Annotated in this window: 15 protein-coding genes and 1 pseudogene; 12 read left to right on the top strand and 4 right to left on the bottom strand. The window is 46.9% G+C overall.

What is annotated here, in order from left to right; genetic code table 11:
* The first annotated feature begins 284 nt into the window (after positions 1–284).
* From Xkoz_RS00200 to Xkoz_RS00145, 11 genes and pseudogenes are all read left to right on the top strand, one after another.
* On the top strand, positions 285–1,439 hold the full coding sequence (locus Xkoz_RS00200; RefSeq protein WP_099140203.1) for a phage major capsid protein: 1,155 nt from the start codon (positions 285–287) through the stop codon (positions 1,437–1,439).
* A 43-nt stretch (positions 1,440–1,482) separates the two neighbouring features.
* Positions 1,483–2,031 carry an HK97 family phage prohead protease gene (locus tag Xkoz_RS00195; protein WP_099140202.1) on the top strand — a complete coding sequence of 183 codons (549 nt, stop codon included), beginning with the start codon at positions 1,483–1,485 and terminating at the stop codon, positions 2,029–2,031.
* A 2-nt stretch (positions 2,032–2,033) separates the two neighbouring features.
* Complete coding sequence (locus tag Xkoz_RS00190; protein ID WP_099140201.1) at positions 2,034–3,257, top strand: phage portal protein; 1,224 nt, start codon at positions 2,034–2,036, stop codon at positions 3,255–3,257.
* On the top strand, positions 3,254–3,592 hold the full coding sequence (locus Xkoz_RS00185) for a phage head closure protein (protein WP_099140200.1): 339 nt from the start codon (positions 3,254–3,256) through the stop codon (positions 3,590–3,592). The genes Xkoz_RS00190 and Xkoz_RS00185 overlap by 4 nt, the downstream gene beginning before the upstream one ends.
* The gene (locus Xkoz_RS00180) at positions 3,585–3,887 is read left to right on the top strand and encodes a head-tail connector protein (RefSeq protein WP_099140199.1); all 303 of its coding nucleotides are present in this window, start codon (positions 3,585–3,587) and stop codon (positions 3,885–3,887) included. Before Xkoz_RS00185 ends, Xkoz_RS00180 begins: the two co-directional genes overlap by 8 nt.
* On the top strand, positions 3,887–4,321 hold the full coding sequence (locus Xkoz_RS00175; protein ID WP_099140198.1) for an HNH endonuclease: 435 nt from the start codon (positions 3,887–3,889) through the stop codon (positions 4,319–4,321). The genes Xkoz_RS00180 and Xkoz_RS00175 overlap by 1 nt, the downstream gene beginning before the upstream one ends.
* Before the next feature lie 130 nt (positions 4,322–4,451).
* Complete coding sequence (locus Xkoz_RS00170) at positions 4,452–4,811, top strand: phage terminase small subunit P27 family (RefSeq protein ID WP_099140197.1); 360 nt, start codon at positions 4,452–4,454, stop codon at positions 4,809–4,811.
* Positions 4,812–4,822: 11 nt separating this feature from the next.
* The gene (locus Xkoz_RS00165) at positions 4,823–6,484 is read left to right on the top strand and encodes a terminase large subunit (protein ID WP_099140196.1); all 1,662 of its coding nucleotides are present in this window, start codon (positions 4,823–4,825) and stop codon (positions 6,482–6,484) included.
* 538 nt (positions 6,485–7,022) lie between these two features.
* Positions 7,023–7,304, top strand: a complete 282-nt coding sequence (locus Xkoz_RS00155) for a hypothetical protein (protein WP_099140194.1) — start codon at positions 7,023–7,025, stop codon at positions 7,302–7,304.
* A gap of 350 nt (positions 7,305–7,654) precedes the next feature.
* A pseudogene (locus Xkoz_RS00150) lies at positions 7,655–8,028 on the top strand (IS982 family transposase); the annotation flags it as partial.
* A gap of 73 nt (positions 8,029–8,101) precedes the next feature.
* Positions 8,102–8,701: a GNAT family N-acetyltransferase gene (locus Xkoz_RS00145; protein ID WP_099140193.1), complete on the top strand. Its 600-nt coding sequence runs from the start codon at positions 8,102–8,104 to the stop codon at positions 8,699–8,701.
* Positions 8,702–8,792: 91 nt separating this feature from the next.
* Here Xkoz_RS00145 and mnmC read toward each other — a convergent pair whose 3' ends face one another.
* The gene (gene mnmC, locus Xkoz_RS00140) at positions 8,793–10,841 is read right to left on the bottom strand and encodes a bifunctional tRNA (5-methylaminomethyl-2-thiouridine)(34)-methyltransferase MnmC2/FAD-dependent 5-carboxymethylaminomethyl-2-thiouridine(34) oxidoreductase MnmC1 (RefSeq protein WP_099140192.1); all 2,049 of its coding nucleotides are present in this window, start codon (positions 10,839–10,841) and stop codon (positions 8,793–8,795) included.
* Positions 10,842–11,045: 204 nt separating this feature from the next.
* Between mnmC and fabB the strand changes: the two genes are divergently transcribed.
* Positions 11,046–12,260, top strand: a complete 1,215-nt coding sequence (gene fabB / locus Xkoz_RS00135) for a beta-ketoacyl-ACP synthase I (protein ID WP_099140191.1) — start codon at positions 11,046–11,048, stop codon at positions 12,258–12,260.
* A gap of 74 nt (positions 12,261–12,334) precedes the next feature.
* On the opposite strand, the gene Xkoz_RS00130 is transcribed toward fabB, so the two are convergent.
* Genes Xkoz_RS00130 through Xkoz_RS00120 form a run of 3 tightly spaced genes read right to left on the bottom strand, consistent with a single transcriptional unit; the run spans position 12,335 to position 15,284 of the window.
* Positions 12,335–13,855, bottom strand: coding sequence for a tripartite tricarboxylate transporter permease (locus tag Xkoz_RS00130; RefSeq protein WP_099140190.1), 1,521 nt, complete (start codon positions 13,853–13,855; stop codon positions 12,335–12,337).
* 10 nt (positions 13,856–13,865) lie between these two features.
* Complete coding sequence (locus Xkoz_RS00125) at positions 13,866–14,297, bottom strand: tripartite tricarboxylate transporter TctB family protein (RefSeq protein ID WP_099140189.1); 432 nt, start codon at positions 14,295–14,297, stop codon at positions 13,866–13,868.
* 12 nt (positions 14,298–14,309) lie between these two features.
* Entirely contained in the window at positions 14,310–15,284 is a 975-nt protein-coding gene (locus Xkoz_RS00120) for a Bug family tripartite tricarboxylate transporter substrate binding protein (protein ID WP_099140188.1), read from the bottom strand.
* Positions 15,285–15,432: the final 148 nt, after the last annotated feature.

Below are 15,432 nucleotides of genomic sequence, written 5' to 3'. Positions count from 1 at the left end.
GAGTATATCGCCTCAACGCTTGAGCATGCCCCGTGGAATTTTGAAGAGTAAAGATTTGTAAGTATTCTGTCCTCATGTTTCCGCCTGTTTAGACCTCCTATTGTGAGGTCTTTTTATTATATTTTTCATGTATATATTGAGAGATGGCACTCAGACGTGAGCCGCCATAAGGCCGTTTAATCAAGCTGCGAGAAGTAGCCTGCGAGACGCAGAAAAAGATTATTCGGCCTGCCCCTCTCAGAGCTGGTTTCACGTCTTAACATTATTGTTACGGAAACCCTTTCATGAAAAAACTGCTCGAATTACGCCAGCAAAAAGCAACCTTTACTGAACAAATGCGTTCGCTGCTCACCAAAGCCGAAGACGAAAAGCGTTCACTGACAGCCGATGAAGCGAAACAGTTCGACGAACTGCGTAGTCAGTCCGATGCTCTGAATGCAGAAATCGCCCGTTATGAGGTACTGTCTGATGAAGAACGCAGTCAGGCAAGCAAATCCCAACCGACCCGCGAAAACCTCAGCAATGACGAGTTGCGCCACTATATTCTGACCGGAGAAACCCGCGCCTTGTCTACGGGCGTTCCCTCAGAAGGCGGCTACACCGTTATCCCTGAGCTGAATAAACAGATCATGCAGCAACTAGCGGATGAGTCGGTCATGCGCCGAATCTGTACCATCAAAACCACACGCAGCAACGAGTATAAGCAACTTATTTCGGCCGGTGGCGCAGCCGTAGCCCACGGGGAAGAAGGTAAGGCACGCGGTGAGACAGCCACACCAAAGATGGAAGAAGTGAGCATCAAGCTGTTTCCTATCTACGCCTATCCTAAGACTACCCAAGAAATCATCGATTTTAGCGATGTGGACATCTTAGGCTGGCTGACCTCAGAAATTGCCGATACGTTCGTGGATACCGAAGAAACCGATCTCGTGAGCGGTGACGGCAGTAAAAAAGCGAAAGGCTTTCTGTCTTATCCCCGTGACACCCAAGGCGACAAGTTGCGTGATTTTGGCACGTTGCAAAAACTGGAAGCGACCACGCTTGAGGCCGATAGCCTGATTGATCTTAAGTTCCTGCTTAAGAATAAATACCGTAAAAATTCCGTCTGGGTGATGAACTCCACGACGGCCGCTAAGGTGCAAAAGCTGAAAAACGGTAATGGGGATTATATCTGGCGTGAACGTTTACAAGCCGGTGATCCCGATATGCTGTTGGGCTTGTCTGTCCATTACCTCGAATTTATGCCGGATGGCGTGATTGGTCTGGGTGACTTCAAGCGCGGCTATTTCATTGTTGACCATGAGACCGGCACCCGTACCCGCCCCGACAATATCACCGAGCCGGGATTCTATAAGGTGTGTACCGATAAATATCTGGGCGGTGGTCTGGTGGACTCCAACGCCATCAAGATCCTTGAAGTGAAAGCAGCCAGTAAATAAGCAAGAGGGGCACAGCGCCCCTTTTCAGTCTTGGAGTTCACAGATGAAGAATGATTTTGAAATCCGCACGACTTCACTGTCTGCCCGTGATAAGAAACTGACCGGCTACGTGATTAAGTGGAACAGCCGATCACAAGTTTTGTGGGATGAGTTTGTCGAGCAGTTCGCCCCGAATGCGTTTAGCACCAGCTTAACGGCGGGTACAGATGTCAGGGCGCTTTATGAACATGATCACATGAACCTGTTAGGCCGCACTACGTCAGGCACATTGCAACTTAGCGAAGATACCACCGGATTACGCTTTGAGTTAACCCCGCCGGATACCCAATTAGGGCACGATGTACTGACACTGGTTGAACGCGGTGATATTTCCGGTATGTCCTTTGGCTTTCGAGCGATTAAAGATCAGTGGGATGTGGGACAGGAACCCTATGTCAGAACTGTTTTAGAGGCTGAATTACGGGAAATCACTGTCACCAGTTTGCCTGCCTATCCTGAAAGTGGCGTTGAAATTGCCAAACGCTCATTAAACGCAGCCAAGCCCTGCAATGTGGATTTGCGCCATTACTGGCTGCAACTGTCTGAGGTGTAGTTATGTGGCCTTTTAAGCGTAAAGCCGCTGAGACTCGTAGTATCAGTATTGATGAGTTTCTTTCTCTGGCGGGTATGTCTAATACCAAATCCGGCGAGCATGTTTCCCCCTCAACCGCCGAGGGTTTACCTGCCGTGATGAATGCCGTCACGGTGATTAGTGAAGCCATTGCCACCATGCCCTGTTATCTCTATCGGGTTCAGCACCAGCACGGGAAAGAATCCCGCGAATGGTTGAGCGATCACCCGGTAGATTATCTGCTTAATGAATACCCGAACGACTGCCAGACCCCGTTTCAGTTTAAGCGAACCCTGATGCGCCATTGCTTACTGAATGGTAATGCGTATGCGGTGATTGTCTGGGGACGGGATGGTCAGCCACAATCGTTGCACCCTTACTCACCGTCAGCGGTGGTTCCGCAACGGTTATCCGATCACCGGTTTGCCTACACCGTCACCGAACCTTATAGCGGCAAGGTGAAAACCTATCTGCAAGAAGAAGTGCTGCATTTACGTTATGCCACCGAAGATGGCTTTTTGGGACGCTCACCGGTCACGATTTGCCGGGAAACACTGGGCTTAGGGCTGGCACAACAGCGTCACGGAGCCAGCATCATGAAAGACGGCATGATGGCGGCGGGTGTGATTAAGGCTGCTGACTGGCTGGATGGCATCAAGGGTAATAAGGCGTTGGAAGCCCTCGAACGCTACAAGGGCGCTCGCAATGCAGGCAAAACGCCCATTCTTGAGGGCGGGATGGAATACCAGCAATTGGGAATGAGTAACCAAGATGCGGAATGGCTGGCCTCCCGCCGTTTCACCATTGACGATATCGCCCGAATGTTCAATATCAGTCCGATCTTCCTGCAAGAGTATTCGAACAGCACCTATAGCAACTTTAGCGAAGCCTCCCGCGCTTTTCTGACCATTACCATGCGCCCGTGGCTGGCTAATTTCGAGCAGCAAATCAAATCTGCTTTATTGCTGAACTCACCAACAAAAGGCATTCGCTACCAAGTTGAGTTCGATACCGCCGACTTATTGCGTGCCAATCCCAACGAACGCTTCCAGAGTTATGAGACAGCGATTAAATCCGGTGTGATGTGCCCGAATGAAGCCCGTGAACGTGAGGGGTTATCCCCCCGTGACGGTGGAGATGAGTTTAGCCAGGCATGGAAACAAACCGTTGAAGTGAAGAAAGCCAATGAACCGGAGGGCAAGGAATGAGAGCGGGTGCATTAAGAGATCGGATAACTATCCAGAAAAATGAACAAACCCGTTCCCCGGGCGGTTCGGTGATTAAAGCATGGGTGAATATTGCTGAGGTCTGGGCGGAGGTGAAATTTATCAGCGGTCGGGAACTGGTCGCCTCCGGGCGGATACTTTCCGAAGCCACTGTACGTATTTGGTTACGCTACCGGAATGATATCACCACCACACACCGGATTATCTATCAGGGTAATAGCTCCCATAGTCAGGCCTTTGCCATCGTTGCCGTTATCCCTGATCCGAAACGGACTCACTTAGAGCTGCTTTGCAAGGGAGGCGTGAAATATGCCTGATATCGAAATCCCCCTGAATGAGATCAAACAGCATTGCCGGATAGATGAAAGTAATGCTTTAGAAGATACCTTACTTCAAGGTTATGCCAATGCTGCATTAGAAGTCTGCCAGCAACATATCGGCAAACGGTTTGATGAAGGCTTGGTTTTCAGCCCGGCGATCAAAGTCGGCTGTTTACTCTATATCGGTTTGCTGTATGAGAACCGGGCAATGGTGGCAGATAAGGAATTCAAAGAAATCCCGTTCACCATCAAATCGTTGTGGTCTGTCTATCGTGATGTGGGAGTTTACTGATGCCGTGGCAACCGTTAAAGCGTTGTAGCTATCCTAATTGCCGTGAGCGGGTGAAGTCAGGCCGCTGTGAACAACACCAACGCGAGTCCAGACGGCAACAGGATAAACAACGGGGAACCCGAACCCAACGAGGTTACAGTAATCAATGGGGACGCTACCGGCTGCAATACCTGAAAGCGAATCCGTTATGTGTCCACTGCCTACAGCAAAATATCTATGTCTCTGCAACGATTGTGGATCACATTATTCCGATACAGGGTGAAGCGGATGTGCTGTTTTGGCCTGAATCCAATCATCAAGCACTATGCCATGCCTGCCATAACCGCAAGACCGTACAGACAGACCCGATAACCAAAGCGAAGCGCAAACAGGGTGTCTATCAGGAACGGGAAACTGAAGCGGCAACGCGTCGCGGTTGGTTAGTCGCAGAATAATAACAAATGAAATAGTGGGTGGGGGTATCAAAAATGACAAACGCGCTTCCCAGCGGAACCGACCCCCTCCTCAAATTTTTATGCACGGCACTTTTTTCAATAGCAGTCATTTCAACAGGATACAATAACTATGGCAAGAGCACCCAAACCCCCCGTTTATTTGAACGACATCGCCGCCGAGCAATGGAAATCGAAAGCCAAGATACTCAACGAGCGTGACGACCTCAGCCCGGCAGACTGGAACAACCTGGAACTGTATTGCGTCAACTATGCCATTTACCGTAAAGCCGTGGCAGATATTGAAGTGCGCGGGTTCGCGGTGGAAGGGTCTCGCGGCGCGGCAACCAGTAACCCGTCACTGAAGGCAAAAGCCGACGCCGAAAAAATCATGATAAAAATGTCGTCACTGCTGGGCTTTGATCCGGTTTCCCGCCGCCGAAATCCGATAGAAAGCGATGAACCCGATGATTTAGATGTGCTGATAGCCTAAGTGGTTCAATGATGAACGCATGGGAACAGTACGCTTTTGATGTCGAAAACGGCACAATTCCGGCCTGCAAACGGGTAAAACAGGCGGTAAAACGCTACTATAACGACCTGAATAACCCGCTTTATCTGTTCGATACTGAGGTAGTAGAGCGTTTTATTGGCTTTTCCCGTCTCTGCCCCCACGTCAAAGGCCACTTACGCGGTCAGCCCATTGTGTTAGAACCGTGGCAGCAATTCGCCTTTGCTAACCTGTTCGGCTTCAAGGTCAAAGCGACCGGTCGCCGGAAATACCGCAGCGCTTACATTCAGGTGCCGCGCAAGAATGCCAAATCTACCGTGGCCGCAATACTGGCGAACTGGTTTCTGGTGATGGAGAACGGGCAGCAGGATATTTACACCGCCGCCGTGAGTCGCGATCAGGCGCGTATCGTATTTGATGATGCCCGCCAGATGTGCCTGTTATCAAAACCGCTCAAAAAACGGGTAGCTATCCAGCAACACAAAATCACCTATGCCAAGAGCAACAGCCTGTTAAAGCCACTGGCCGCCAAAGCCGCTACGATTGAGGGTACAAACCCCAGTTTGGCGATTGTCGATGAATATCATTTACACCCCGATAATGCGGTTTACTCTGCCCTTGAACTGGGAATGGGCGCACGTCCCGAAGGACTCCTGTTTGCCATCACCACGGGGGGCAGTAATGTGATATCCGCCTGTAAACAACACTATGATTATTGTTGCCAGATACTGAATGGCGAAGAACAAAATGAATCGCTGTTTGCCCTGATTTACGAACTGGACGACGAGAACGAAATTGATGATGAAGCCCTTTGGATAAAGGCCAATCCCAATCTGGATGTGTCGGTAGACAGTACCGCCTTGCATGACACTATCCAGAAAGCGCGGGGTATTCCGTCACAATGGACAGAAATGCTGACCAAACGCTTTAATATCTGGTGTCAGGGTGAAACCCCGTGGATGGGTGAAGGCGCATGGAAAGCCTGCCAGTCAGATTATGATGAAAACGACCTCAAAGGCTTGGAGTGCTACGCCGGCTTGGACTTATCTTCAACAGGCGATATCACCAGTCTTTGCTACACGTTTCCGGTCGATAATGAACTGTTACTCCTGACCCGCCACTACCTGCCCGAAGCCCAGCTACAGAACCCGGCCAACAAGAATCGGGCAATCTATCGGCAATGGGCGCAAATGGGCTGGCTACGTACCACGACGGGCGACTGTATTGATTATGACCGTATTCGTGATGATATTCTCAAAGACAGCCAGCACTTTGATATTAAGCTCATCGGCTTTGATACATGGAACGCTACACACCTACGCACGCAATTACAGGGCGCGGGGCTGAATGTAGAACCGTTCCCGCAAACCTACATGCGCTTTAGCCCGGTGGCGAAGTCAGCCGAAGTGTTCGTTAATCGCAAAATCATTCGTCACAACGGCGATCCGGTGCTCGCATGGGCAATGTCCAATGTCGTAATGGAGACTGATGCGAACGCCAATATCAAACCGAACAAGAAGAAATCCGCGAATAAGATAGATCCTGCAATCGCATTCCTGATGAGCTTTGGTACATGGCAGAGCGAGCATGAGGATTTTGCTTTCAGTCTCAATGAGGAGCAGAAGCAACGACTGGCTAGCTTTGACGGGATTTAGTTAACCCATTGATATTGCTTATTTCTGTCACAGGGACAGAGATTAGTGAAATCAAGGAGTTAACTAACTATTGGAGAAATCCCTATAGTTGCCATAGATGGTCAAAATCGTGACCATCTCAAAGTGTGATATCCCATCTTAGGTATAGGGGAAATCACCATACCTTTTAGCAGGGCAAAGCCCTAATTCGGGCTTTGGTGATAACCCATTGATATTTAATCAGACGACATATTTGGCGTCTGCTTATATTTTGAACACCGAAGATATCGGTATGCAAAATCCAATATCCGATAATCGGACTTTGCGGGTTACTATTGGTTACTCACAAACTTTGCACAACTCATTAAGAGGTGCACAAAAGAGCGAGATAGAGGCAATGTATTACCCTCTATTGTGGAAATCACAACGCAGAGGGCTTGAGTTTACGCCGTCCAGCACAAGGTTACTTAATGTAACTGAGTACGTATTACGTTCGCAGTGATTTAACTTGCTGATTTTTATCATGGTCAAAATCTTGACCATCTACAGGCGGTGGAAAATGGCACGAAGAAAGCAAAAGAACGCATCATCGATAGTCGCCACGGTCACAGGGAAGATTACCGTAGCCCCCAGGTGTATCAAGTGCCAGACAGGTAAAGTGATGGCAGTCGCTACCATGCAGGCGCAGAGTGAAAAGCGCAGTGATTATCCGCTGCGTGTTATTGGCTTTGATGAGATGGCACTATCGGTGATGTTATTACAGAAAGGTCAGGTGATCACTGTTATGGGAAAGGCTTCTTACTGGCAGGGCTATCAGTTGACTGTCAGTGCTATCGCTTAAGAGGCTCCGACGAAATACATTGCGACCTCTTTACAAGGTTGGTAGGTTTAGTGTGCTGACCTTGTCTCTATTACTGAAAACACATAGGTAGAGCAATAGAGCTGGCGAGAGTTATTAACGAAATGTAAGTTGCATAGAAATTTGTATAGATTTAAAAATATAACAAATATTTTTATTTAAAATCAATTTGATAACATTCACGTTTGATTCCTGCAGGGGCCAGAATCAAGTTACCTCGCATCACTCATCATAACCTAACCACCTAAAAAATCTGACTTAAAGCAAAGTGACCGTTACCTATTGTTACCCCGAATAACTTGACTACACCAGTACGGATACCGCCTGCGTCGCCGACAAACATTGCGTTTATTGATTCCACTCGTTTATGTGTGTGTCATCACATCCGTATTCCTCGGCATAAGGTGTTTGAGGGGGTAGCAAAACGCGGAAAAACCTCAATGGGATAGTTTTACGGTTTTAAACTCCACTTGATTGTGACCATCAGGGCGAAAGTCTGGCGCTTAAAGCCACTGCCGGTAATGTGGATGATCGGGAACCGGTTCAAGAATTAGCAAAAGAATTAACGGGTTTTCTGTATGGCGACAAAGGTTATCTCAGCCAGAAACTGGCAGATAGTTTAGCGCAAACCGGTGTCACTTTTATCACGAAAAAACGCCGTAACATGAAAGCGCATGTGCTGACTGAATGGGATAAGATGATGTTATAAAATCGTTTTATCATCAAAACAATTCATGGGCAATTAAAAACCATTTCAATAAAATAGTGGTTCAAACCAAATGGAGGGTAACAATGATGTTTGGTTTTTCTGGTGTCATTATTACAGCAATGAGGTATATGATCTGAACACTCTGTTTTCTATTCGCTTAACACAAAAATCAGATGTCACCCAATTACCCGCAGTAGAACATTCTGCTGCGAAATTATTTGGGTTTATCCCTGAACTGGCTTGGATAGCCGAGGGTCATGTGCAAACGGAGCAGCAACATTTGGACTATATTGCGCAAGGCAATAGCTGGGTTGCCGTTAATGAAGATTCTCTGCCTATTGGCTTTATTTTAGCTAAGCCGTTAAATGATGGTCTTCATATTATGGAGCTTTCTGTGCATGAAAATTGGCAGAGAAAAGGTATTGGAAAGGCATTGGTTGAAAACGTCATCCAGGTTGCAGGGCAGCGTCATCTTAATGCAGTGACATTGACAACTTTCCGTTATGTCAACTGGAATGCCCCTTTTTATCATCAATTGGGATTTGAGATCTTAGATTCGCAACAAATTTCTGAATCATTACAGCAACTATTACAAAGCGAGATCGATGATGGGTTTACCGAGGAACAACGTTGTGCAATGAAACGCTTACTGACCATAACTGCTACCTAAATAAGATCACAATGTCAGTGTTGAGAGTGGGGAAGCGAGGGTTTGTACCAGGTATGCCTTTTCCATACCTGGTGCAACTGAATAAACGACTTTAAGGTTTTTCTGTTCTTACTGCTTTGCCGCGTAATAGCTTCCTGACCCAAAAGCGATTTGGGTGTAAAGCCGCTAATGTCTCATCATCAAGCGGTAGCGCTTCCCCAAAAATCTGACTAGCCAATAATTCGGCACTTAAAGGGGCAGAACATAATCCGCGTGAACCTAATGCACCGAGAACAAACAAATCAGGGTAACAAGGAGATTCTTCAATCATTTTATTAGCGTTTATTTGCTGGGATAAATGGGCATATTTAGCCATAAGTTCACTGAAAACAGGAACATTCCCGACCATTGGCATATGATCCCGAATGACACACCGGATACCCTGACGGGATTTCCCTTCTGAAATGTCAACTTCCTGTGGCCAATTAACATCGGGGAAACATTTTAATAAACGATCTTGGTTTTCTTGCTGCTCGCGAGAAGAGTAAAGTGTATCCAACTGATTGCGTTGATAACTGGCACCGATACAGTGATATTGGTTATTAGGATTAACGGGGGTCATATAGCCATCGTAACACAGTACGCTTTTCAAGTGGCGCAGGCTATCTGTGGTTGGAATATGGCTAACCTGACCACGAACAGCGGTGACAGGAAGTTGTTTAGTCTGTTCAAATTGTGGCAGGCAATGACCATTGGCAATAATGACAACGTTGTGCTTCCTGCATTGCCGGTTTTCTCCATGTCCAATCTGCAATTGCCAGCCGTTTTTATCTTGAATGAGCTGAGTGACTTTATGGTTAAAGTAAACTTGCATTCCACGCTGCTCAGCCAGTTTGATAACGGCTTGGGTGAGTTGTGCAGGGTATAACCATCCCCCTTGTGGATAATAAATACCCGCATAATTTACATCTAATCCACCGACGTCGCTTAATTGGTTGCGATTCATACCAAGTGCAATTTCTTCTGACCATGCTGTCCGTAGCATTTTGCCAATTTTATTTGCGCTTTTTTCATCATAAGCTAATTGGCTGACACCACACCATTGGTGGTCAAATGACACATTTTCGTCAATGAATTGGTCATACTGGCGGCGGGCAAAAGTAAAGGCTGATGTAAAGAAGCGTTCTAATGGATCATCATTACCATTCAGTAAGGGATAAATGGCTCCTTGTTGATTGCCGGATGCATTCTGGGCTGGTTGCGCATCCTGGCAATATAGCGTGACTTTGGCGCCGCGGCGTAATAGGGCAAGTGCGGTCAATGCGCTGGCAATACCCCCCCCGATGATGGCAATATCGTCGGTATGGGTAGCTGCTTGGCGAGAAAACCAGGGGGTATGGGGCAAAGGCGGTGGATCACTGAATGAAGATAAAGTCCCCGTGAGCATCTCCCTTTTACGCCCAAAGCCTTTAACTTTAGTGACATTAAAACCGGCTTCTTGTAATCCCCGCCGGACGATCCCGGCCGATGTAAAGGTTGCAAACGTCCCTTCAGGACGACAAAATTTTGCCATTGCAGTGAACAACTGTTCACTCCACATTTGCGGATTTTTGGCTGGGGCAAAACCATCTAAAAACCAGGCATCAATTTTCCCTGTCAGGTTTGAACTTATCTTCGGTAATAGATCATTGACGTCCCCAAACCAAAGATCCAGGGTAATAGCGCCATTATCCAAAATTAATCGATGACAGCCAGCCAATGGTAAGGGCCATTGCTGGCATAATTGTGCAGAAAATGCCTCAAGTTCCGGCCAACGTTGGTGCGCTGTTTTCAGGTCTGTCAGCTTTAATGGATATTTTTCAAAACTGATAAAATGCAGTCGTTTTAAGGTTTCTTCAGGATATTGTTGCCTAAACTGGGAAAAAGATCGCCAAAGTGTTAGAAAATTCAATCCAGTACCGAATCCTGTTTCTGCAATAACGCATTCGGGACGGGGATGAGTATTGAAACGTTGAGGAAAATGATTGCCTTTCAAAAATACATATAATGTTTCTTCCAAGCCATCTTGATTTGAAAAATAAACATCATCAAACTGCTCTGAAATGGGGGTGCCCTGCTCATTCCAACTTAGGGTTGCGTTGCTGATAGCACTGTTTTTCACAATAATGCCTGTACAGTTGATAACAATAATATGCGGATTTTAACGGTCTTCGTTTAGTTGCACCACCCATGATAAATCTTCCAGGCTGAGTCCAGATCAATTTTTCCTTAAATTTTTAACCTGATCGGACTTGTTCGGCGTACAAGTGTACGCTAAAGTGCAGATGAATAAATCCCGCAGGTAAACATATTGATGAGGTAAGTAATGAAACGAGCAGTGATCACTGGTCTGGGTATTGTCTCCAGTATTGGTAACAACCAGAAAGAGGTGCTGGAATCTCTGAAAGAGGGTCGTTCCGGGATAACTTTCTCAGAAAAATTTAAAGAGATGGGCATGCGCAGCCATGTTTGGGGAAATGTAAAGCTGGATACCTCTGGTTTGATTGATCGAAAAACGCTACGTTTCATGAGTGATGCCTCTATTTATGCTTATCTGGCAATGGATGAGGCAATTAAGGATTCTGGCCTGTCCGAAGAACAGGTTTCTAACCTTCGCACTGGCTTGGTGGTTGGTTCGGGAGGTGGCTCACCTTATAACCAAGTTGTTGGTGCTGATGGTATGCGTGCCCGTGGATTGCGTGGTGTTGGCCCTTATATGGTCACGCGGGTGATGGCTTCAGGTGTATCCGCATGTTTGGCAACACCGTTTAAAATCAAGGGAGTCAACTACTCCATCAGTTCTGCCTGTTCAACTTCTGCGCACTGTATTGGCCATGCCGTTGAATTAATCCAGCTCGGGAAGCAAGATGTTATTTTTGCCGGGGGTGGTGAAGAATTAAGCTGGGAAATGGCGTGTGAATTTGATGCAATGGGCGCCCTGTCCACCAAATATAACGAAACACCAGAATGTGCTTCCCGTACTTATGATCAGGCTCGCGATGGTTTCGTGATCGCGGGTGGTGGCGGTATTGTGGTGGTTGAAGAACTCGAGCACGCATTGGCCCGTGGCGCACATATTTATGCTGAAATTATCGGTTATGGGGCAAATTCAGATGGTGCGGATATGGTAGCCCCTTCTGGGGAAGGAGCAGTGCGTTGTATGAAGATGGCATTAGACGGTGTTGAGGGCGAAGTCGATTACATCAATACCCACGGAACTTCGACGCCAATTGGTGATTTAAAAGAGCTGGAAGCCATTAGGGAAGTTTTTGGCGACAATACACCGGCCATTTCCGCCACTAAAGCGATGACAGGGCATTCATTGGGGGCAGCGGGTGCCCATGAAGCGATTTATAGTGTATTGATGTTGGAACATGGAATTATTGCACCAAGCATCAATATCGAAGATCTGGATGAAAAAGCACAAGGCATGAATATTATTACTGAACCTACCGAATGCGAGTTAAAGACAGTCATGTCCAATAGCTTTGGGTTCGGTGGGACAAATGCCTCCCTGGTGATGCGCAAGTATTCGAGCTAATTTTTAGCTACTGACAAGTTTATCCATTGTCATGAAAGCCAATCCATTGATTATGTGGATTGGCTATTTTTTTATTAAGAAGCTGAGATCTTAGTGTGATGTTTATTACGGCGTTTATTAATAATGCGTAGTACGGGGGGAATAACGATGACCAACATCGCGAGTATCAGCAACACTTGTGTAATAGTACTGCTCCACAGGATCGCAAAATCTCCATTGCTGATTGATAGTGCCCGTCGCAGGTTTTGTTCCAGCATTTCACCTAAGACGAAACCTAATATCAGCGGTGACATGGGAAAATTCATTTTTCGCAGGATATAACCGAACACGCCTAACCCAACCATCAACATAAGATCAAAAGTGGTACTGTGGATGGCATATACCCCGACTGCCGAAACGATGGCTATTGATGGAACCAAAAACCACATTGGAATATTCAGCATACGGGTAAATAGCCCAATCATCGGGATATTCATGATCAGCAATAAAATATTGGCGATCAATAAAGCGGCAATCAGTCCCCAGACGATATCAGGCTGTTCTGTGAACATGGTCGGGCCAGGGGTGATGTTATAAAGGGTCAAAGCACCCAGCATCACAGCGGTTGTACCTGAGCCTGGAACACCGAGAGTCAGCATCGGGATAAATGAACCACATGCTGATGCGTTATTGGCCGCCTCTGGTGCCGCTACACCGCGGATATCCCCTTTGCCAAATGAGTCACTGTTACCGCTAAGCCGTTTTTCTGTCATGTACGTAATGGCACTGGCGATTGTCGCCCCGGCGCCGGGTAATATTCCGACAAAAAAGCCAATCACTGAGGAGCGTAAGGTTGGCCCTACACACGCTGCCGCTTCTTTCCTATTAAATAGCAGGCGCCCGGTTTGGCTAATGACTTTTTGCCCTGTAGAAGTGCTTTCCAGCATTAATAAAATTTCACTAACTGAAAATAACCCAATCACGACAACAATAAATTGAATGCCATCGGAGAGGTGCACATTATTGAAAGTAAAACGATAAACACCGGTGTTGGCATCCACACCCACGGTGGCTAAAGCCAAACCAATTAAAGCGGCAAATAATGATTTTATGGGATTTTGGCTCATCATGCTGCCAAGACAGGCAATGGCAAACACCATTAGGGCAAAATATTCAGCAGGCCCAAATGCTAAAGACCACTGGGCCAAAAGTGGCGCAAATAAGATGATCCCGCTAATCGCTAACAGTGAACCACAAAATGAACTGACAGCGGAGATAGAGAGTGCAACCCCTGCTCGCCCCTGTTTTGCCATTGGATGGCCGTCAAGGGTTGTCATAATGGCAGCGGCATCTCCCGGTACATTCAGTAAGATTGACGAGATACGGCCGCCATATTCACAGCCAATATAGACCGTGGCCAACAAAATCAAGGCGGATTCAGCCGGTAATTTTAATGCAAAAGCCAGTGGTAGTAGGATCGCCACCCCATTGATGGGACCGAGGCCGGGCAGTAACCCAACAACCGTACCAATAAAACAGCCGATTAATGCAATGACCAAGTTTTTAGGGACTAATGCGACTTCAAAACCGTGGCTCAGATATACCCAAGTATCCATTGTTGTCTCCTTAGCTGAGCCAACTGCCGACTGGCAGAGTGACATCTAACAGACGATCAAAAACAAAAAAGAGCGAACTACCGAGAAATACACCAGAAATAATCGCAGCCGGGAATGTGGCGTTAAAGAGTAATGCCATACAGATGGTCAATAATGTGGTTGCCAGTGGAAAACCCAGCCACTCAAATGACCCTGCATAAATGGCGAGTAGGGCAATCAATAAAACTAAGCGACGTAACACCGGAGGTGCCGGCCAGTGGACAGGATCGGGTTTTTTAAAGAGCAGCAGTAAAGCACAGAGTGCTATTAATGAAATAATGGCAATTGGAAATGGGCGGGGACCCAAAGGCTCATAGCTATATTCGCTATGGATCCCCCAGCCAATGATCAACCCTATTCCACACAGCACTAGCCATACAGTAGCAAAGATACGATCACTCATGATGCAACGCCTTTATTTTGCTAATCCAAAGGATTTTGCCATTTCATGGTATTGAATAACCTGTTTTTTCACATAGTCATCCAGCTCTTTGCCAGACATATTGAATTCAAACAGCCCGCGTAGTTCACGCTGTTTTCTGAACTCGTCAGTTTGTTGGAGTTTTTTAAAGGTATCCACCCACCATTGATACTGTTCATCGGAAACTTTTGGTCCCAAATAGAAACCACGAATAATGGGCCAAACCAGGTCATAACCCTGTTCTTTTGCTGTAGGGATCTTTGCTAAATCGCCGTCCAGCCGTTTATCGGCATAAACCGCGAGGATGCGAATTTTATCGCCATTGAGATAAGGTAGCGTTTCACTTAGGTCACCGGATACGACTTGAATATGGTTACCCAGCAGGGCAGTGATAGGTTCACCCCCCCCTTCAAACGCAACATAGCGCATTTTGCGGGGGTCAATACCCACTTCTTTTGCCAGTAATGCGGTTTTCATCCAGTCCTGGCTACCGATGGAAGCACCGGCGCCAAACACAATACTATCGGTGGATTTTTTAAACGCCTCCATTAAATCTGTCAGCGTCTTGTAGGGGGAATCATAACGCACCGCAATCATGCCATAGTCTGTGCCGACACTGGCCAGCCAGCGCACATCATTGACGTTGTAGCGACCAAATTTGCCTTGGGCAAGATTCAATAAGGAACCCCCGGAAAAGGCGACGATAGTGCCAGGTTCGGCAGGCCGTTGGGCAATAATGGCGTTATAGGCAACCGCACCGACACCGCCGGGCATAAATGTTACCCGCATAGGAGAGTCGATAGTGTTGGTTTCCAAGAGTGAAATTTGAATAAGTTTGCAGGTTAAATCAAAGCCTCCACCGGGTTTGGCGGGTGCAATACATTCGGTTCGATTGGGGGCAGAGGTTGCAAAAGCGCAGGAACAAATAAGCAGGCTTGCAGCCGTTAATAACGTTTTAAAAGTGTTCATTTTTATTCCTCACATAGCACCAGTAAAGGGTATCAATGGCAAATTTCTGGCACCTGTCCATTTATAGAAATGAAACCTTTCAATTACCTTTCATTAACAATAAAAATTGTCTGGATGTGACCTTAGTCGCCTAATTTGCGTGGTGTTT

Origin of the sequence: Xenorhabdus kozodoii, assembly GCF_002632875.1 — a bacterium.
In the GTDB taxonomy this organism is placed as follows: domain Bacteria; phylum Pseudomonadota; class Gammaproteobacteria; order Enterobacterales; family Enterobacteriaceae; genus Xenorhabdus; species Xenorhabdus kozodoii.
This window is presented reverse-complemented; position numbering and strand designations above follow the sequence as displayed.

Bases quoted from the DNA above. Each gene is read 5' to 3' on its own strand.
- Xkoz_RS00190 (WP_099140201.1), top strand. From the start codon at position 2,034: ATGTGGCCTTTTAAGCGTAAAGCCGCTGAGACTCGTAGTATCAGTATT.
- Xkoz_RS00170 (WP_099140197.1), top strand. From the start codon at position 4,452: ATGGCAAGAGCACCCAAACCCCCCGTTTATTTGAACGACATCGCCGCC.
- Xkoz_RS00155 (WP_099140194.1), top strand. From the start codon at position 7,023: ATGGCACGAAGAAAGCAAAAGAACGCATCATCGATAGTCGCCACGGTC.
- Xkoz_RS00165 (WP_099140196.1), top strand. From the start codon at position 4,823: ATGAACGCATGGGAACAGTACGCTTTTGATGTCGAAAACGGCACAATT.
- Xkoz_RS00200 (WP_099140203.1), top strand. From the start codon at position 285: ATGAAAAAACTGCTCGAATTACGCCAGCAAAAAGCAACCTTTACTGAA.
- Xkoz_RS00130 (WP_099140190.1), bottom strand. From the start codon at position 13,855: ATGGATACTTGGGTATATCTGAGCCACGGTTTTGAAGTCGCATTAGTC.
- Xkoz_RS00120 (WP_099140188.1), bottom strand. From the start codon at position 15,284: ATGAACACTTTTAAAACGTTATTAACGGCTGCAAGCCTGCTTATTTGT.
- Xkoz_RS00125 (WP_099140189.1), bottom strand. From the start codon at position 14,297: ATGAGTGATCGTATCTTTGCTACTGTATGGCTAGTGCTGTGTGGAATA.
- fabB (WP_099140191.1), top strand. From the start codon at position 11,046: ATGAAACGAGCAGTGATCACTGGTCTGGGTATTGTCTCCAGTATTGGT.
- Xkoz_RS00180 (WP_099140199.1), top strand. From the start codon at position 3,585: ATGCCTGATATCGAAATCCCCCTGAATGAGATCAAACAGCATTGCCGG.
- Xkoz_RS00145 (WP_099140193.1), top strand. From the start codon at position 8,102: ATGGAGGGTAACAATGATGTTTGGTTTTTCTGGTGTCATTATTACAGC.
- Xkoz_RS00175 (WP_099140198.1), top strand. From the start codon at position 3,887: ATGCCGTGGCAACCGTTAAAGCGTTGTAGCTATCCTAATTGCCGTGAG.
- Xkoz_RS00195 (WP_099140202.1), top strand. From the start codon at position 1,483: ATGAAGAATGATTTTGAAATCCGCACGACTTCACTGTCTGCCCGTGAT.
- Xkoz_RS00185 (WP_099140200.1), top strand. From the start codon at position 3,254: ATGAGAGCGGGTGCATTAAGAGATCGGATAACTATCCAGAAAAATGAA.